Origin of the sequence: Streptomyces griseus subsp. griseus, assembly GCF_000720255.1 — a bacterium.
In the GTDB taxonomy this organism is placed as follows: Bacteria; Actinomycetota; Actinomycetes; order Streptomycetales; family Streptomycetaceae; genus Streptomyces; species Streptomyces griseus_I.
The window spans coordinates 47,849-65,943 of sequence record NZ_JOJE01000011.1; the positions used below are offsets into that span (position 1 = coordinate 47,849).

An 18,095-nucleotide genomic window follows, 5' to 3' on the forward strand; every position below is an offset into this window, starting at 1 on the left:
CGGCTCGTCGGCGTGCGGTCGGACCGACCCGGCCGGCTCATCGGCCTGCGGTCGGACCGACCGGGCCGGCTCGCCGACGGGCAGCCAGTCTCCCGTCTTCGGTCTCCGGTCTCCGGTCTCCGGTCTCCCGTCTCCGGACCACTTCCTGCCGCCCCGGATCCGAACGAACCACGGAACCCGCGAACCCGCTCGCTAGCGGGCGACCAGTCTCCGGGCCGCTTCCTTGATGGACGCGCGCAGGCGGTCGCGGTCCGTTTCCGCGCCGCCGGCCAGGATGCGCTTCATCTGGGGGACGACGACGGCCCAGTTGGCCAGTGCGGTGAGCAGGAACAGCAGGTCGCGGGGTGGGATCGCGTCGGTGATGACGCCCCGGGCCTGGCCGTCCTCGACGGCGGCGACCTTGCGGGTGTAGTGGTTCTGGCGCTCGGTCTCGTCGGGCAGTTCGGCGTCGCCGTACTCGAGGCCCTCCCAGAAGAGCAGGCGCAGCAGTTCGGGGTGGTCGGCGTGGTAGTCCATCAGCCGGTCGATCCAGCCCTCGATGTCGTCCGGGTCGACGGGGACGGCGGCGGCCAGGTCGACCATGCGCTTTTCGAGGACGTGGGTGAAGAGCTCGGCCTTGTTGCCGAAGTAGGCGTAGATGAGCTGCTTGTTCGCCTTGGCCTCGGCGGCGATGCGGTCGATGCGCGCGCCCGCGATGCCGTGCCGGGCGAACTCGGCAACGGCCGCCTCGAAGATGCGGGCCTTGGTGGCCTCGGGGTCCCTTACTGCCATGGGACCAGAGTAGACGGCCACTAACCAACTATTTGGTTGACATGGAATGGAGAGCCGCCGCACGCTGTTCCCGCAATGAATCAACCAACCAGTTGGTTATTAGAGTCGGCTCCAAGGAGTGCGTTCGTCCATGTCGTCACCGACCAGCACCCTGCAAGCACAGACAGCGCCGGGAACACGGAACGCGCCCCGGGGCGGCCCCCTCTTCCTCGCCCTCATCGCCCTGTGCACCGCCGTCACCGCCGCCAACATCTACCTCGCGGCCCCGCTGCTCCCCCTCATCGCCGACGACTTCGGCACGACCCCCTCGGCCGTGGCCTGGATCGCCTCGGTCGCCCAGTTCGGATACGCCGCCGGCCTGCTGTTCTTCGCCCCGCTCGGTGACCGCGTGAACCGGCGCCGCATCGTCACCGTCCTCTCCCTCGTCACCGCGGCGGCGCTGGTGGCGGCGGCGGCCTCCGGCGGCACCACCGCCCTCGCGGCCACCGTGTTCGTCGCCTCGGCCACGACCGTCGTACCGCAGCTGCTCGTCCCGCTGGTCGCCGAGCGCGCCCCCGCCCACCGGCGCGCCAGTCATGTCGCCGCCGTCATCGCGGGCCTGTTCACCGGCATCGTCGCGGCGCGTGTCCTCGGCGGACTCGCGGGACAGGCCTTCGGCTGGCGTGCGGTGTTCCTGGGCGCGGCGGCCCTCACCGCGGTCCTCGGCCTGCTGACGGCCACCGTCCTGCCGACGGCCCGCAACCGGCGTGACGGCGGGCTCCTCACCGGGATCGCCGCGATGCCGGGCCTGGTGCGCAGGTCACCCGACCTGTGGCGGGCGTGCGTGCGCCAGGCCGGGATGTACGGCGCCTGGAGCGCCCTGTGGACGTCCCTCGCCCTGCTGCTGACGGGGGAGCGGTACGGCATGTCTACCGCGACCGCCGGGCTCTTCGGCCTCTTCGGGCTGGCGGCGGCCGCGGTGGCGCCGCTGGCGGGCGGCCTGGTCGACCGCTTCGGCGCCGCCAGGGTCGTACGGTCGGCTTATCTGCTCGCGACTGTGTCCGTACCGCTGTTCTGGCTGGGCGGCCATCGGCTGCCGGCGCTCTTCGTGGCCGCGATCACGGTCCACGCCGCCCTGGTCGCCTCCCACATCGCCAACCAGACCCTCGCCCTGACCACGACCTCCTCCCCCGCCGCCGCCAACAGCGCCTACGTCGTCTCCGGCTTCACCGGCGGCGCCCTCGCCTCGGCCCTCGCGGGCCTCGCCTTCACCTACTGGGCGTGGACCGGCGTGTGCGCGGTGGCGGGGCTGTGGCTGCTGCTGGGGTGGGGGACCACCGCGGGGGCCACCGCCGTACGGAGTGCACGGGCCGTACGGCGGTGACGGTGACCCTGACCGGGTCAGATCCGCTTCACGTCCAGCTCGCCCTCCGCGTACTGCCTGCGCAGCACCTTTTTGTCGAACTTTCCGACGCTCGTCTTCGGCACCGCCTCGACGATCGTCCAGCGCTCCGGGAGCTGCCACCTGGCGATGTGGCCCTCGTCGGCGAGGAAGGCGCGAAGGGTCTCGAAGTCGGCGCTCGAGCCCTCCTTGAGGACGACGGTGGCCAGTGGGCGCTCGCCCCACTTGTCGTCGGGGACCGCGACGACCGCGGCCTCGGCGACGTCCGGGTGGGACATCAGGGCGTTCTCCAGCTCGACGGAGGAGATCCACTCGCCGCCGGACTTGATGACGTCCTTGGCGCGGTCGGTGAGGGTGAGGTAGCCGTCCGCGCTGATGACGCCGACGTCACCGGTCTTCAGCCAGCCGTCCTCGCTGAACTTGTCGGCGGGGCGGAGGGGTCCGGCGTCGACGCCGTTGTAGTAGGCACCCGCGATCCACGGGCCGCGCACCTCCAGCTCGCCCGCGGACTCCCCGTCCCAGGGGAGGCGCTCGCCGCCGGGGCCGGTGAGGCGGGCCTCGACGCCGGCCGGGAAACGGCCCTGGGTGAGGCGGTAGGCGAACTCCTCGTCCGTGCCGGCCACGGCGGCCGGCGGGCGGGCGATGGTGCCGAGCGGGGAGGTCTCCGTCATGCCCCAGGCGTGGCAGACCCGCATGCCCAGGTTGTCGAAGGCCGTCATCAGCGAGGGCGGACACGCCGAGCCGCCGATGGTGACCTGGGTGAGGGAGGAGACGTTGCGCGGCTTGGCGGTGAGCTCGGCCAGCAGGCCCTGCCAGATGGTGGGGACGGCGGCCGCGTGGGTCGGCTTCTCGCTCTCGATCATCTCGGCGAGCGGACCGGGCTGGAGGAAGCGGTCCGGCATCAGCATGTTGACGCCGGTCATGAAGGTGGCGTGCGGCAGGCCCCAGGCGTTGACGTGGAACTGGGGGACCACGACGAGCGAGGTGTCCTGGTCCGTGAGGCCCATCGACTGGGCCATGTTGACCTGCATGGAGTGCAGGTAGATGGAGCGGTGGCTGTAGATCACGCCCTTGGGGTCGCCCGTCGTGCCGGAGGTGTAGCACATGGCGGCGGCCTGGCGTTCGTCCAGCTCCGGCCAGTCGTAGCTGGTCGGCTTCCCGGCGATCAGGTCCTCGTACTCGTGGACCTGAGCGCTCACGCCCGCGAGGAGGGAGCGGTCGCCGGGTCCGGTGACGACCACGTGCTCGACCGTCTTGAGGTGCGGGAGCAGCGGGGCCAGCAGCGGCAGCAGCGAACCGTTGGCGATCACGACCTTGTCGGCGGCGTGGTGCACGATCCAGACGAGCTGCTCGGGGGGCAGACGCAGGTTGAGGGTGTGGAGGACCGCGCCCATGGAGGGGATCGCGAAGTAGGCCTCGACGTGTTCGGCGTTGTTCCAGGCGAGGGTCGCCACCCGGTCGTCGCCGGCCACTCCGAGGTCGTCGCGCAGGGCGTGGGCGAGCTGGGCCGCGCGGGCGCCGATCTCGGCGAAGGAGCGACGGTGCGGTTCGCCCTCGCCGGTCCAGGTGGTCACCTGTGAGGTGCCGTGGACCCTCGACCCGTGGGTCAGGATCCTCGAGATCAGCAGCGGTACGTCCTGCATCGTGCTCAGCACGGTGTCCTCCCGGGCGACATTGCAACACGGCGGTAAAGGCTGCGCCGATTCTGCGCACATACCGCGTGGTATGTCACTAGCTTCGGGCGATCGATCACTCGACGTCGACGAGCGATCGCCCGAACGTGTGGACCTAGCGTGCGACTTCCAGCTCCGGATCCTCGCGCAGTTTGCCGAGCGCCCTCGACACCGCCGACTTCACCGTGCCGACCGACACGCCGAGCAACTCGGCCGTCTGGGCCTCGCTCAGGTCCTCGTAGTACCTGAGGACGACCATCGCCCGCTGTCGTGCGGGCAGCTTGCCGATCGCCCGCCACATCGCGTCGTGCAGCGCCTGCCGCTCCGCCGGGTCGCCACCGGGCATCGGCTCCGGCTCGGGCAGCTCGTCGCAGGCGAACTCGTCCACCCTGCGCTTGCGCCACTGCGAGGTGCGCGTGTTCAGCAGCGCGCGGCGCACATAGCCGTCCAGCGCCCGGTGGTCCTCGATGCGGTCCCAGGCCACGTACGTCTTGGCCAGCGCGGTCTGCAGCAGGTCCTCGGCGTCGCTCGGGTTGGCGGTGAGCGACCGGGCGGTGCGCAGCAGCACCGGTTGCCTGGCCCGGACGTACGACGAGAAGGAGGGGTACGTCGCGTACGGGCGGGACCGCGTCCCGGCGTCGGAGGCGCTGGTGCAGACGGGTGGGGTCATGGCTCAACGCTAGGAGTGAGGGCCCCTCCACCGGATCGGCCGCAGGTCCTGAAGCGGACTCCGCCTCAGGTTGTAGGGGTGGCGTCGCCTCCACCTCCTGAGGGTGGACGAGAGGAGGGCGCGTAGTACGGGTTCACCCCTGCGGGTAGGACGTACGCGGCAGCCGGGCTCCACGGGGCGCTCACCGGTCCGAGGTCAGCACCAGGCCCGAGGTCGGCACCCCCGTCCCCGCCGTCACCAGGGCGCTCGCCGCGTCCGGCACCTGGTTCACGGCCGTGCCGCGCAGCTGCCGTACGGCCTCCGCGATGCCGTTCATGCCGTGCAGGTACGCCTCCCCGAGCTGGCCCCCGTGGGTGTTGAGGGGCAGGCGGCGCTCGGCGACGAGGTCGGCGGCCTCGCCGGGCGCGCAGAAGCCGAACTCCTCCAGCTGCATCAGCACGAACGGGGTGAAGTGGTCGTACAGGATGCCCACGTCGATGTCGGCGGGCGCCAGCCCGGAGGTGCGCCACAACTGGCGGGCGACCACGCCCATCTCGGGCAGGCCGGTGAGGTCGTCGCGGTAGAAGCTGGTCATCTGCTCCTGCGCCCGGCCCGCGCCCTGGGCGGCCGCCGCGACGACGGCGGGCGGGCGGGGCAGGTCGCGGGCCCGTTCGACGGAGGTGACGACGAGGGCCTGGCCGCCGTCCGTCTCCTGGCAGCAGTCCAGCAGCCGCAGCGGCTCCACGATCCAACGGGAGTCGGCGTGGTCGTCGAGGGTGATGGGCCGGCCGTGGAAGTACGCCGCCGGGTTGGTCGCCGCGTACGCCCGGTCGACGACGGCCACGTACCCGAACGCCTCCGGGGTGAGCCCGTACGCGTGCAGGTACCGCTGGGCCGCCATCGCCACCCAGGAGGCGGGGGTGAGCAGCCCGAACGGCAGGGACCAGCCGAGCGCGGTCCCCTCCGCGGAGGGCTCGCGGTGCTGCACGCCCGAACCGAAGCGGCGGCCCGAGCGCTCGTTGAAGGCCCGGTAGCAGACCACCACCTCGGCCACGCCCGCCGCGATCGCCAGCGCCGCCTGCTGGACGGTCGCGCAGGCCGCGCCGCCGCCGTAGTGGATCCGGGAGAAGAAGGACAGCTCGCCGATCCCACAGGCCTGGGCAACGGTGATCTCCGGGCTGGTGTCCATCGTGAAGGTGACCATGCCGTCCACGTCGGCCGGCGTGAGCCCCGCGTCGTCCAGGGCCGCGCGCACCGCCTCCGCGGCGAGCCGCAGCTCGCTGCGCCCGGAGTCCTTGGAGAACTCCGTGGCCCCGACACCGACGACCGCGGCCCGGCCACCGAGGGTGTCGCGGGTACGTACGCTCACTCCGCATCAGCCTCCCCGATGATGACCGTGACCGTTCCGGTGACGTGCCGGCCGATGCCGTTGTCCCCGGCGACCCGCACCACGGCCGTGTCCCCGTCGACCTCCTCGACCGTGCCACGCAGCACCATCGTGTCGCCGGGGTGATTGGGGGCGCCGAGCCGGATGGCGACCTTGCGGAGCACGGCCATGGGGCCGAAGTGGTCGGTGATGTAGCGGCCGACCAGGCCGTTGGTGGTCAGGATGTTCATGAAGATGTCGGGGGAGCCCTTCTGCCGGGCGGCCTCGGGGTCGTGGTGCACGTCCTGGTAGTCCCGGGAGGCCACGGCCCCGGCGACGATCGACGTGCGGGTGACCGGTATCTCCAGCGGTGGCAGCTCGTCCCCGGCCCTCATCCGGCCACGCCCTCGCAGGCGGGACGGAAGACCGGCAGCACCAGTTCGTCGTCGTACCGCCGGAACTCCAGCCGCACCGGCATCCCGATCCGCACCTTGTCGTACGGCACACCCACCACGTTGCTGACGATGCGCACGCCCTCCGCCAGTTCGATCAGACCGACGGCGTAGGGAGGGTCGAAGGCCGGGAAGGGCGGGTGGTGCATCACCACGTACGAGTAGACGCTCCCCGCGCCGCTCGCCTCGACGGTGTCCCAGTCCGGCGAGCCGCAGCTGCCGCAGCCGGGCAGCCAGGGGAAGCGCAAGGTGTCACAGGCTGCGCACCGCTGGATGAGCAGCCGGTTCCGCTCGACGCCGGACCAGAAGCCGGCGTTGTCACGGTTGGTCACGGGACGGGGGCGGCGGTGCTCGCGTGGCTCCTGTTGTGCGGGGGTGTGCTTCTGGGGCGCGTACTTGAGGATGCGGAAGCGGTGCGTGCCCGCTGTTTCCATGCCGACCCGGACGTCGGTGCGGGTGGTGATGAAGTAGCCGCTGCCCAGCCTGGTGGTCTTCCGTGCCGATACCGACTCGATCACCGTGTCGAAGGTGACCTCGTCGCCGGGGCGGAGCGGTCGCAGGTACTCCTGCTCGCAGTCGGTGGCGACCACCGCGGTGTACCCGGCGTCGTCGAGCAGCCCGAGGAGTTCCTCGTACGCCGGTGCGCGCCCCGCGTGCCCGGAGAGGCCGCCCATGGTCCACACCTGGAGCATGGTGGGCGGGGCGACGGCGGCGGGACCGGTGTAGGCCGGGTTCTCGTCCCCCATCGCCTCGCACCAGTGCCGGATCATGGCCGCGTCGACGGGGTCCTTGCCGAGGCCCGCGACGGCGGCGGGCCGCCCCTCGTAGGCCTTCAGCCGCACCGCGATCTCGTCGTCCACGGCCGTTCTCCTTCCCCTCCGAGGATTTCTGACTGTCCGTCAGATAATGTGGACTGTCAAGGTCACGTCGGGGGGAAGCCGGCCGGGGCGTCAGCCGGGATGGTCGGCCGGGATGCCGGCCGGGATGGTCGGCCGGGGCCCACCCGCTCCCCCTCGGCGCCTCAGCGCGCCCCCTTCCCATTTTCGAACACATGTACGAACATGAAGGTATGGCCATCACCGACCGGCACCCCCGGCAGGCCACCACCATGGCCCTCGCCCACGCGCTGTCAGCCGCGGAACGCGGCCTGGCCGTCATCCCCCTCTCCCGGACCAAGCTCCCGGCTCTGCGCTCCCCGCACCGCGACGATCCGACCGCACCTCCCTGCCACGGCGAGTGCGGCCGCCCGGGCCACGGTGTGTACGACGCCTCGACCGACCCGGCGCGCGTCCGCGCCCTGTTCGCCATGGCCCCCTGGGCCACCGGCTACGGCATCGCCTGCGGCCTGGCCCCGCACCACCTCATCGGCGTCGACCTGGACACCAAGACCGGCACGGACTCCACCGCCGCCCTGCGCGAACTCGCCCTGCGCCACCTGTTCACCATCCCCGCCACGGTCGTCGTCCTCACCCCCAGCGGCGGCCGCCACCTGTGGCTGAGCGGGCCCCCTGACGTCGTCGTACCGAATTCGGCAGGCCGCCTGGCTCCCGGCATCGACATCCGCGGCGCCGGCGGCTACCTCGTGGGCCCCGGCTCCCGTACCGACCACGGCGTCTACGCCACCGCCCCCGGCACCGCACACCTGCCCCCCGCGCCCTGTCCTCCCGCGCTGTTGCGCCTGCTGCTCCCACCGCCCCGCCACCCCGGGGGCCCCGGGACCCGGCACGGTCACGGTAAGGATCTGGGTCACGGGTACGGGCAGGGTCTGCTCCACTTCGTCCTCGCCGCGCACCAGGGCCAGCGCAACACGCGCCTCTTCTGGGCCGCCTGCCGGGCCTACGAGGACGGCATCGGCCCGGAACTCGCCGACGCCCTCGTCGACGCCGCGATCCACACCGGCCTCACCGCCCGCGAGGCCCGCTCCACGATCGCGTCGGCGAAACGCATGACCCGCCACCGCTCGGAAGAACCAGGAGCTCCGGACGGAGCGCGCCCCTAAGCTGTGCGCCCATGCCCCTGACCCGCGTCACGCTGACCTCCGGCCGCACGATCGACCTCGATGAACTTCGACTGTCCTCAACGTACGGCGGGATGCTGGAGGGCTACCCGTTCCGCTTCCTCAACGACAGGCTGATCAAGGGTTTGCTGACCTTGGCGGAGAACACCTACCGCAACTCCCCGGTGCACCTCGTCACGCCCCCGCGCGATCAGCCCGAGGACGCGTACACCGGCGCCTTCGGCCCGATGGAGAGCCTGCCCCCGGTGGCGTGCGTCGGTTCGTTCCGCTCGGCGGCGATCGCCCCGGAACACGATCCGGTCCTCTACCGCTCGTGGCTCACGGTGGTGTGGTTCCAGACGTCACCGACGGCGCCCTCGGGCGAGGACGCCGAGGCGGGACTGCGGGGGGTGGCGTGGGAGGAACTGGCGCGGGACCAGGAGCTGTAGGTCCCGGCCGACGGGACGGTTCTACTGGCGACCGCCCCTACCGCCGACGGGCCAGGCCTTCGACGCCGACCGTGGCGGCCTTGGCGACGAGGGCGACGAGGGCGTCGCGGCGTTCGGCGTCCTTAGGCCGGCAACGCGGCGAGCGCGAGCAGACCGGCCGCCCGGGCGGCGCCCCGGCGCATGCGACGGGAGTACGTCATGGAACGGGCCTGTAAGTACGTCATGGATGCACCTCCGAAACCCTCGATATCACTCATACGTCGACGATGGCTCAGGCGGCTCGGCGAAAAACGCCTGGAGAACTCCCCTCTCCTCGGCGAGAGTCGGTCGATGACCGTTCCCCCATGCGATCTGTTACGCGGCCAGTTCGACCTGACCTGGGCCCTGTTCGAGTACCACCTGGACCGGCTCACGCCCGAGGACTTCCTCTGGGAACCGGCACCGCACTGCTGGACGATGCACCGGTCCGCCGAGGGCGAGGGCGAGGGCGCCTGGGTACCGGACTGGGCCGACACCGAGCCCGAGCCGGTCCCCGTACCGACCATCGGCTGGCTGAGCTGGCACATCGGCTGGTGGTGGGGTGTGACCCTCGACCACCTGAGGGGCGACCCACCCCGGGAACGTACCGAGGTCGCCTGGCCCGGCCCCGGAAAGCCCACGACCGACCTGCTGCGCGACCTGCGCACGGCCTGGCTGACCACCCTCGCCGACCTCAGCGACACGGACCTTGGCGCCACAGCCTCCTTCCCCTGGCCGAACGACCCCGGCCACACGGTGGCCGACACGCTCGCCTGGGCCAACGCAGAGCTGATGAAGAACGCTGCGGAGATCGGCCAGTTGCGGCTCCTGCGGGCAGCGGTGGGCACCGAACACCGGTAGCCGTCGTCGGCGACGACGTGATCAACGCGACACAGGTCCGCAGGGCCACCAAAGTGCCCGCCCGACCGTCTTCATCGTCGCAACACCAGCACCAGCACCAGCACCACAGCAACGTCACATCAAAGTCACTACGGCCGGGAGGCACCGTGGGGTGCCTCCCGGCCGCGCTCTGTCCGAGAACGGGGGTCCTCAGTTGAACTTACGCGCCTGCTCGCAGGCCCTCACCTGCTGCGGTCCCGCCTTCGCCACCGCTCAGGAGTCCTGATGGCCATGCGATCCATACTTCCCGACCGCCTGACGGGGCGGCCCGCCGCCGCCTGCCTGGCCCTCGCCGGAGTCGCCGCCAGTGTCCTGATCGGCAAGGGCGGCCTGGACACGGTGGTCGGCTGCGGAATCGCCAACGACGAGTTGCCCTCCCAGACCGCGGAGGACTGGGTCGGACACGCGGACCACGTCGTCGTGGCCACGCCGACGGCGGAGGAGGACACCAACAGACGTGACTTCAAGGTGGGCGCGATCAGCTACAGGACCGACCGCAAGGTGACGTTCCGTACGGACGACGTCCTCTGGTCGGCCAAGAGCCCGCGGCGCGAGCTCGGCAAGGACTTCGACATGGTGGCCGCCGGCTGGCAGGTGTACCGGGAGAGCGGCAACCGCACCAAGGTGACGACCGCGGACGCCCCCCGCCTGGAGACCGGCCACACCTACCTCCTGGCCCTGCGCTGGACGGGCGGCAAATGGACCGTCCTCGGCGAGGGCGCCGCCGTACCGTTCGACGACCACACCACCGCGCAGGGGGAATGGTGCGGACGCGTCCTGAGCAAGGAGGACATCGCGCTCGGCGAACTCTTCTCCCGCTCGGACGACACCAGCCTCGAAAAGGTCCTCTTCGGCCAGGACGAGCAAGCCGTCAAGAGCGCGCTGGCCGACGCGAACAAGAAGTGACGGCACCCCGAGGCCCGCCCGGCGAGCGCGGCTGGTGAACCGACCGCAAGCCAGGAAGCAGATGGAACAATCGGGTGGCCTGGCTCTTCAGGCACCCTCGCGGGCACCGACCACCGCGTCGAGTTCCACGGCGACGATCGCCTGGGCGCATCCACACTGCTGGAGCTGCCCGAGCGGCAGCACGACGTGGCCTGGGGCGTCTGGACCCTACGGTTGGCCGCCCAGGCCGACGACCGTGCGTGAGCCTGGCCGTGGCCTCACCCGACGCGGGTGAGGCCACCCGGGCTCAAGGGCATACCCCACTTCGACGCCGAAGGCCGCCGGGAACGGCCCCTGACCGATCTGAACAGTGGGGTGGCGTGCGCGGAGAGCCGCCTCTGTCGGCCTGTCTCAGCCGGCGATTCCAGACCCGGCGGGCTCTCTTGCCAGCGGCTCCTCGGCGGCCGACACGACCGGCCAACTGGGGTGCCGCCGGTCTTCTTGGCGCGGTTACAGGAGGCCGAGGAGACCGAGGCCCAGAAGGCCGCCCTTGCCGCCGCCCAAGCCAGCGGCTGCGGCCATGTTGGCTCCAGTGATGGTGGAGGCGGTGATGACGCCGAGGATGACGGCCAGGCGGGTGGTGAGGCGCTTGTTCACAGCAGAATCCCTTCAAGATCGGCTCGTGCTAGCGGCCTGCTCAACGACAACCGATCCGCTCCGTTACGGATGCTTCCGCAGATCAGACCCCTATGCGCGGTGTCCGCAACCGCACGCATGGGGCGCGGGGCCGACGTCATCCCGCAGCGGGGTCAGAGCCATGAGGGACTCGACCGTGCCTCTCGCTCGCTGCGTGCGACTGCACCGGGCGATGACGGTCCTTGTACATGCTGACGGCCCCTGACCGAGGTGGCTGGTCAGAGGCCGTCCATATGCGGTGGGTGTGGGATTTGAACCCACGGTGACATCGCTGCCACGACGGTTTTCAAGACCGTTCCCTTAGGCCGCTCGGGCAACCCACCTTCGCTGCCGCCCACCTGGGACGGAGCGGGTACAGCGTACCGGCCCCAGGCGTCTCGCGGGCGCCGTGGTCCACACGAGGTCCACTGACTTTGTTCGCCCCCGGGTGGGCAGGAGCGTCAAGACACGGCATGCTGCGGCACCCCCGACGAAGCCGGGGGCACCGGCCTCTCAACTCTGGTTCAGAAGGTCAACGTCAGCGTTGGTCGGAACGTTGGCGTTGTTCAGAACGCTGGGGTTCAGAACGCTCGGGTTGTTCAGAACGCTCGGGTTGTTCAGAACGCTCGGGTTGTTCAGAACGCTCGGGTTGTCCACCTTGATGGGAATCAAACCGACGATTGTATCGTCGGCGACTGCCGGGGAGCCGAGGGCCGCAACAAGGGCCACTGATGCGATCAGCACGCTGGCGATTTGACGCATTTCTGTCTCCTTGACGTGAGTGAGCGCCGAATGACTCGGCGAAGGCTGGCAGTCTCATACTTCCCTTCTCAAGGCGGACTGTCATACTTATCACCCGAATGCTCCGAGCAAATGGTCCGACCTCGAAGACCGAAAGAAGGAAAGGCCCCACGCCTGGTCCACCCGGGACCGCCACGAAGTTCGACAAGCTTCGCGGTAACTGGCACGTTTATCCGTCCGCGACTGGACACCTACGTGCATGGACGCCGACAAGGCGTCGAATAAACAGTCCGTGTAGCCGCTCCCCTCACCGTGACAGAAATGCAGAGAATCGGAGAAGGGACCCCGTTTCCCACGCCCACCCATGGCTCCGTGGAATAAAAACACAGAAAGAGTCCTGCATCCTTCTGCTTCGCAGAATCAGCCATCACACATCCATGAGGAGTGGCGACGTCCTCCTGCCCCCATGCGCCTGCTCGAACGCCCGTCCTAGTCGCTCTCGGCTGCTGGACCACAGGCGGCCAATGAAGTCGCCCAACGGGCATGGCGACAGTCAATCGGCAGATTATTTACAGACCACTCCCAGTGCTCCGCCAACCTGGCGTTTCCTCCGTCGTAGGGCTTTACGCCCCGCACCGACCCCATAGGGGGCTGAGCTTTCGCCTACGGCGCGCGACGGAATCGATGGTGATCCGCCGCGCGCCGTTGGTTCCACTGGCTTCTCCTGGCCGCAGCCCAGAGCACTCGCCTTCCGGGAAGGGACGCCCTCGTGACGCAGCTGCGGCTTGACGAATCCGCAGGGCGAGTGGGAGTCGCACTACCTGCCGTGCTGATCCCTACGCCAGAAGCCAGGCAAGCCCCACAAGGCCGATGGCCAGGTCAGCTATCGCCCAGACCACGACGGAAGGTGTGGCCAATGAGTGTCGTGCCCATCATGCTTCTTGCCCTCATCGTGCTGCTTGCCCTCATCGTGTTGCTTGCCCTCATCGTGTTGCTTGCCCTCATCGTGTTGCTTGCCCTCATCGTGCTGCTTGCCCTCATCGTGCTGCTTGCCCTCATCGTGCTGCTTGCCCTCATCGTGCTGCTTGCCCTCATCGTGCTGCTTGCCCTCGCAGTGCCCGTGGGGGTCGGCGTCGCAGTGCCCGTGGGAGTGGGCGTCGCAGTGCCCGTGGGAGTGGGCGTCGCAGTGCCCGTGGGGGTCGGCGTCGCAGTGTCCAGCGTCACGGCACCGTTGCGGGCCAGCAGCCGGCCGTTGATGGTCGTCCCCGTGGTGGCACTGATCGAGGTCAAGGCCAGGATGTTGCCCACGAACGTGGAGTTCGTACCGAGAGTGGCCGAGCTGCCGATCTGCCAGTACACGTTGCACGGGTTGGCGCCATTGGTGAAAAGTACCCGGCTGGCGGACGCCGTCGTCAGCGTCGAACCGACCTGGAACACCCAGACGGCACTGGGGTTGCCCTGGCCGTTGAGGGTGAGCGTGCCGGTGATCTGGGCTCTGACGGGCGCCTTGTAGACGCCCGGAGTCAGCGTCTGACCACCGAGCTCCACGGGGTCTTCCGTGTACGTGACGTCCGGCGCCTGTCCGGCGGCCTGGTTGTACCCGGTGGTCAGATCGTTCTGCGCCTGGAGGGCCACGGCGTCCGCAGCATGGATAGTTCCGGGCGGCAGCACTGCGCCGGGCGGGAATCCCACGACCGCCGAACCCGGACTCACCCCGACGTTACGCTCGACGGTCGTCGGGCCGGTGTTGGTGACTGTCGAACCAGCCAGCACTCCGAAATCGGCTGCCGTCCCCAGAGGCACAGCCGTGGCAACGGCTTCTGCGCGTGTCGGTGAAAACGCGATTACAGCAGCGGCAATCACCGCGGTTACTACCGCCGTGATCCATAGCGACGTGGTGCGCCATCGTGGCGCACCAAGGATATTCAGTGTCATCGAGGGGCCAATTCCTGTGTGGGTGGTGCCTGCATCGGCGGCTCTGACGGCGGCATATTATTCGAGGAAGGGATCGATTTACGGTTGCCACGAGAGCCTTCGCTTGAATTGACCAACCAGTCGTGAATTGATGGGCCGAATGGTGCTGACTGCCTTACTCCGGGCGGGCGACCAGCTCGGCCGGCTCATCGGGGCAAGGGAGTCGGCCCAGGAGTACAGCGGTGAGTTCGCGCGCAGTCGTACGGCGCGAAACGTGGACTCCAGAACCCGATCGCGAGCCTGACGCAGAGCCGACGACATACGCCGTGCAGTGCGCTGTGGACGGGGAGAGGTCGCCGCCCAGCGAAGACTCTCGACGCGATCGACGAGCACGCGACGAGTAGGCGGTAAACCGACTCATAGGGGGCCCTCCTGTTTTGGGGGGAACATACGCATCACATGCGCCGTTCCAGAGCCTGCGCCGCGTGAGGGAGTCCTTGGTACAGAGTCGGCCGACCAGCGCCCCGCCGAAGACGACGACTCCCACCCCGACCAGCCAGGCCTGGATGACCAGCACGGTTCGGACAGGTCCGTAGGTGACGGCGTTGGAGGCGATCAAACGGCGAGAAGACGATCCCCTTGGTGCGTACGGCGTTCAAGCGTTGCGTACAGCGTTCCAACATGCGTACAGTGTTCGCAACGCAGGGAACAGTGTTCGCGACTGGGGAACGCCGTGCGCAATGCGTGATCGTGCTCGCAGGCCGGCCGGAAGGAAGCAGGGAAACCGATGGAAGCCCGCATCGAAAGCAGCAAGGACGGACGCAGTCCGCGTCGCTGGTGGATCCTCGTCGTGCTGTGCCTCAGCACGGTCGTCCTGACCATCGACAGCATGGCGCTCACCGTCGCGGTGCCCTCGATGACCGAGGACCTCGGGGCGAGTGCACAGGACACCCAGTGGATCCTCGACTCCTACATCCTGGTCTTCGCGGGCCTCCTGCTCACCTCGGGCAGCCTCGGCGACCGCTTCGGGCGCCGTCGGGTGATGCTGATCGGCCTGGTGCTCTTCGGGGCGGCCTCACTGGCCGCGACACTCTGCACCAACCCGGCCGAAGTGATCGCCGTACGGACCGCGATGGGTGTGGGCGGGGCCCTGATCATGCCGTCCACGCTCTCGATCCTCATCACCGTCTTCGACGAGGACGAGCGCGGCAAGGCGATGGCGGCCTGGGGGTCGGTGTCGATGCTGGGGCTGGTCGGCAGCCCGGTCCTGGGCGGTGTGCTGATCGACCACTTCTCCTGGCACTCGATCTTCTTCCTCAACGTCCCGGTCGTGGTGCTCGCCATCGTCGCCGGTGTGGCCCTGATGCCGGAGTCCAAGGCGCCCTGGCAGAAGGCCGACCCGCTGGGTGCGGTGCTCTCCGCGGTCGGTATGACCGCTCTGGTCTGGTGGATCATCGAGATCCCGACGCACGGCGCGTTCGGCGGCCGCTCCGCCGTCAGCCTGACCGTCGCCGTCGTCGCCCTGGCCGGCTTCGTGATCTGGGAGAACGTCACCTCCTCCCCGATGGTCCCGCTGGTCCTCTTCAAGCACCGCAACTTCAGCGGCGGTTCGCTCTCGCTGGCCCTGGTCCAGATCGGCAACGGCGGCCTGCTGCTGGTCCTCACCCAGTACCTGCAGTTCGTCCTCGGCTACTCCCCCGTCAAGGCGGGCCTCGCCTTCCTGCCCCTCGCCGTCGCCGCGCTGATCGGCAACGGCATGGGAGTGAAGCTGGCCGCGAAGATCGGCAACCGGTTCGTGATCCTGTCCGGGATGCTGGTGATGGTCGCCTGCTTCGCGCTGATGACCACGGTCGACGCCGGCTCCGGCTTCACCGTCCCGGCGATCTCCCTCGGTCTGCTCGGTCTCGGCGCCGGGCTCGCGATGCCGGCCGCGGTGGGCGCGCTGATGGACACCATCCCGGCGGACAAGGCGGGCGTCGGCTCGGCCCTCAACGACACCATCCAGCAGGCCGGCACCGCCCTCGGCATCGCCATCCTCGGCTCCCTGCTGAGCAGCGGCTACGCCGCCGAGATGCCCGCGGACGCCCCCGAGGCCGCCCGCCAGTCCATCGGCGGCGCCCTGACGGTGGCCGGTCGGGACACGAGCCTGGTCCGCGCCGCCCGCGAGGCCTTCACCGCCTCGATGACCACGACCTTCACGGTCAGCGCGATCGGAGTCCTCGCCGCAGCGATCCTGGCGACGCTCGTCATGCGGGACCGCAATCCGGAGTCCCAGGAACAGGAAGTGGGTCAGGAGCAGGGCCAGGAACAGGGCCGGGAACAAGGCCGGGAACAAGGCCAAGGGCAGGAACAGGGACAGGAACTGGCGGCCTGACCTCGAGCGCAGCCACCCCGCACCGGCCCAGTACCAAGCCCGGCAAACCGAAAGGCCGGCACCCCTCGCGGGTGCCGGCCTTTCGGTTGTCAGGAGGGTTCAGGCTGGTGGCGTCAGTTGTCGCCGACTCGGGAGGCCAGGGTGACCTCGGCCGTGTGGGTCTTGCCGCCTCGCTCGTAGGTGATCGTGACCTTGTCGCCGGGCTGGTGGGTCCAGATCTCGCCGATCAGGGTGGGGCCGCTGTCGATGACGTGGTCGTCGAGCTTGGTGATCACGTCGCCGGGCTTGAGGCCCGCCTTGGCTGCGGGGCCGCCGGACTCGACCGCGGAGGCGCCGCCGGTGCCCTGCTCGCTGATCTTCGCGCCGTTCGAGGAGTCCTCGAGGGAGACGGACGCGCCGATCTTGGCGTACACGGGCTTGCCGGTCTTGATCAGCTGCTGGGCGACGTACTTGGCCTGGTTGATCGGGATGGCGAAGCCCAGGCCGATCGAACCGGACTGCCCGGTGCCGCCCAGGCCGCCGCTGCCGGTCGACTGGATGGCGGAGTTGATGCCGATGACGTTCCCCTGCGCGTCGAGGAGCGGGCCGCCGGAGTTGCCCGGGTTGATCGACGCGTCGGTCTGGAGGGCGCTCATGTAGGACGCCTGGCTGCCGGTGCCGTCGCTGGAGGCCACCGGGCGGTCCTTGGCGCTGATGATGCCGGTGGTCACCGTGTTGGACAGACCGAAGGGGGCGCCGATGGCGATCGTGGAGTCGCCGACGGCCACCTGGTCGGAGTTGCCCAGGGTGAGCGGCTTCAGGTCCGAGGGGGCGTTCTTGAGCTTGATGACCGCGACGTCGTAGCCCTGCGCGTGGCCGACCACCTCGGCGTCGTACTTCTTGCCGTTGGGGAAGGTGGCGGACAGCTTGCCGCCGTCGACCGCCTCGGCCACCACGTGGTTGTTGGTGACGATGTGCCCCTCGGCGTCGAAGACGAACCCGGTGCCGGTGCCGCCCTCGCCGCTGTTGGACTCCGCCTGGATGGTGACGGTGCTCGGCAGCGCCTTGGCCGCCACGCCCGCCACGGTGCCCGCGTCGCGCTTGACGGAGCCGCCGCTGGTGGAGGCGGAGACGGTGGTGGAGCCGGTGCCGTCCTCGTTCTTGGCCAGCGTGTAACCGAGGCCGCCGCCCAGGCCGCCCGCGACCAGCGCGGCCACCAGGATGCCGGCGATCAGTCCGCCGCGGCCCTTCTTCGGCGCGGGCGAGGTCTGCTGGTACGAGGCGCCCCAGCCGCCGCCCGCCCCACCGGCACCGCCGGCGGCCAGGCCGTCGTACCCCGTGCCCGACCCGTCGTATCCCGTGCCCGTGGACGATCCGTCGTACCCCGCACCGGCTCCGCCCGGCGCGTACGACGGTGTGGCCGGCGGCGGGGGCGGCCATCCCGCGTCAGGCGCGGCGGGCTGCTGGCCATGGGGCTGCTGGCCATGGGGCTGCTGGCCGGCCCCGGCGGGCTGTCCGCCGTTCGGGGCGGCCGCGTACGTCGGAGGGTGGCCGGGGTGAGCCGGCTCCGGTCCGCCCGGGGCGCTCGGGGGTGGCGTCGGTGCGCCCCCCTCGGACGCGGCTGCCTGCGGGGAAGCCGCGGGAGATGCCACCGGCACGGGGGGTGCGGACGGGGCCGGGGGTACCGGGTTGCCCTCGTTCTCGGTGCTCACAGCTCTTCTCCTCGATCCACGGCTGTTGTCCTCGGTCGCACTCGGTCACGCTCGTTCACGCTCGTCGTCGACCCGGCGCGCTGCAGCTGTGCATGTGCTCTTGTATGCGGTCAGCTTTTCCCACGGGCCGTCAGAGCACCATAAGCGGTGGCTGTGGGTC

Annotated in this window: 17 protein-coding genes, 1 tRNA gene and 1 pseudogene; 7 read left to right on the top strand and 12 right to left on the bottom strand. The window is 69.9% G+C overall.

Annotated elements, in window-relative coordinates; all coding sequences use genetic code 11:
- Window positions 1–192: 192 nt before the first annotated feature.
- Window positions 193–771: a TetR/AcrR family transcriptional regulator gene (locus IG99_RS16655; protein WP_037674737.1), complete on the bottom strand. Its 579-nt coding sequence runs from the start codon at window positions 769–771 to the stop codon at window positions 193–195.
- A gap of 130 nt (window positions 772–901) precedes the next feature.
- On the opposite strand from IG99_RS16655, the gene IG99_RS16660 reads away from it, so the two are divergent.
- On the top strand, window positions 902–2,134 hold the full coding sequence (locus IG99_RS16660; protein WP_037674739.1) for an MFS transporter: 1,233 nt from the start codon (window positions 902–904) through the stop codon (window positions 2,132–2,134).
- A gap of 17 nt (window positions 2,135–2,151) precedes the next feature.
- Here the strand turns inward: IG99_RS16660 and IG99_RS16665 are convergent, their stop codons facing one another.
- The 5 genes from IG99_RS16665 to IG99_RS16685 form a co-directional block, all read right to left on the bottom strand.
- On the bottom strand, window positions 2,152–3,807 hold the full coding sequence (locus tag IG99_RS16665) for a long-chain fatty acid--CoA ligase (RefSeq protein ID WP_199815534.1): 1,656 nt from the start codon (window positions 3,805–3,807) through the stop codon (window positions 2,152–2,154).
- A gap of 133 nt (window positions 3,808–3,940) precedes the next feature.
- A complete protein-coding gene (locus IG99_RS16670; protein WP_037674740.1) occupies window positions 3,941–4,495 on the bottom strand; it encodes a SigE family RNA polymerase sigma factor in 555 nt (184 codons plus the stop codon).
- 181 nt (window positions 4,496–4,676) lie between these two features.
- Window positions 4,677–5,843 carry a lipid-transfer protein gene (locus tag IG99_RS16675; protein ID WP_037674742.1) on the bottom strand — a complete coding sequence of 389 codons (1,167 nt, stop codon included), beginning with the start codon at window positions 5,841–5,843 and terminating at the stop codon, window positions 4,677–4,679.
- Complete coding sequence (locus IG99_RS16680; RefSeq protein ID WP_037674744.1) at window positions 5,840–6,235, bottom strand: MaoC family dehydratase; 396 nt, start codon at window positions 6,233–6,235, stop codon at window positions 5,840–5,842. Before IG99_RS16680 ends, IG99_RS16675 begins: the two co-directional genes overlap by 4 nt.
- On the bottom strand, window positions 6,232–7,152 hold the full coding sequence (locus tag IG99_RS16685) for a bifunctional MaoC family dehydratase N-terminal/OB-fold nucleic acid binding domain-containing protein (protein WP_037674745.1): 921 nt from the start codon (window positions 7,150–7,152) through the stop codon (window positions 6,232–6,234). The genes IG99_RS16680 and IG99_RS16685 overlap by 4 nt, the downstream gene beginning before the upstream one ends.
- Window positions 7,153–7,361: 209 nt before the next feature.
- Between IG99_RS16685 and IG99_RS16690 the strand changes: the two genes are divergently transcribed.
- The 4 genes from IG99_RS16690 (at window position 7,362) to IG99_RS16705 (ending at window position 10,561) form a co-directional block, all read left to right on the top strand.
- Window positions 7,362–8,291: a bifunctional DNA primase/polymerase gene (locus tag IG99_RS16690; protein WP_037674748.1), complete on the top strand. Its 930-nt coding sequence runs from the start codon at window positions 7,362–7,364 to the stop codon at window positions 8,289–8,291.
- Between the two features lie 11 nt (window positions 8,292–8,302).
- Window positions 8,303–8,737 (top strand): hypothetical protein, encoded by a 435-nt coding sequence (locus IG99_RS16695; RefSeq protein WP_037674750.1) that lies wholly within the window; start codon window positions 8,303–8,305, stop codon window positions 8,735–8,737.
- 330 nt (window positions 8,738–9,067) lie between these two features.
- Complete coding sequence (locus IG99_RS16700) at window positions 9,068–9,616, top strand: DinB family protein (protein ID WP_037674752.1); 549 nt, start codon at window positions 9,068–9,070, stop codon at window positions 9,614–9,616.
- Window positions 9,617–9,886: 270 nt separating this feature from the next.
- Window positions 9,887–10,561, top strand: coding sequence for a hypothetical protein (locus IG99_RS16705; RefSeq protein WP_234311868.1), 675 nt, complete (start codon window positions 9,887–9,889; stop codon window positions 10,559–10,561).
- 489 nt (window positions 10,562–11,050) lie between these two features.
- Here the strand turns inward: IG99_RS16705 and IG99_RS48745 are convergent, their stop codons facing one another.
- From IG99_RS48745 to IG99_RS45490, 4 genes are all read right to left on the bottom strand, one after another.
- Complete coding sequence (locus tag IG99_RS48745) at window positions 11,051–11,197, bottom strand: hypothetical protein (RefSeq protein ID WP_158973193.1); 147 nt, start codon at window positions 11,195–11,197, stop codon at window positions 11,051–11,053.
- Between the two features lie 275 nt (window positions 11,198–11,472).
- Window positions 11,473–11,559, bottom strand: a tRNA-Ser gene (locus IG99_RS16710).
- Window positions 11,560–11,728: 169 nt separating this feature from the next.
- The gene (locus IG99_RS16715) at window positions 11,729–11,977 is read right to left on the bottom strand and encodes a hypothetical protein (RefSeq protein ID WP_037674756.1); all 249 of its coding nucleotides are present in this window, start codon (window positions 11,975–11,977) and stop codon (window positions 11,729–11,731) included.
- Between the two features lie 858 nt (window positions 11,978–12,835).
- Window positions 12,836–13,891, bottom strand: a complete 1,056-nt coding sequence (locus IG99_RS45490; RefSeq protein WP_078947750.1) for an ice-binding family protein — start codon at window positions 13,889–13,891, stop codon at window positions 12,836–12,838.
- A gap of 221 nt (window positions 13,892–14,112) precedes the next feature.
- On the opposite strand from IG99_RS45490, the gene IG99_RS52380 reads away from it, so the two are divergent.
- Window positions 14,113–14,274, top strand: coding sequence for a DUF7848 domain-containing protein (locus IG99_RS52380; protein WP_463607314.1), 162 nt, complete (start codon window positions 14,113–14,115; stop codon window positions 14,272–14,274).
- 59 nt (window positions 14,275–14,333) lie between these two features.
- Here the strand turns inward: IG99_RS52380 and IG99_RS50300 are convergent.
- Window positions 14,334–14,489, bottom strand: a pseudogene (locus IG99_RS50300) (ribonuclease BN); the annotation flags it as partial.
- A 168-nt stretch (window positions 14,490–14,657) separates the two neighbouring features.
- Here IG99_RS50300 and IG99_RS16725 point away from each other — a divergent pair.
- Window positions 14,658–16,244 (top strand): MFS transporter, encoded by a 1,587-nt coding sequence (locus tag IG99_RS16725; RefSeq protein WP_078947751.1) that lies wholly within the window; start codon window positions 14,658–14,660, stop codon window positions 16,242–16,244.
- Window positions 16,245–16,357: 113 nt separating this feature from the next.
- Here the strand turns inward: IG99_RS16725 and IG99_RS16730 are convergent, their stop codons facing one another.
- Window positions 16,358–17,935: a S1C family serine protease gene (locus IG99_RS16730; RefSeq protein ID WP_037674758.1), complete on the bottom strand. Its 1,578-nt coding sequence runs from the start codon at window positions 17,933–17,935 to the stop codon at window positions 16,358–16,360.
- Window positions 17,936–18,095: the final 160 nt, after the last annotated feature.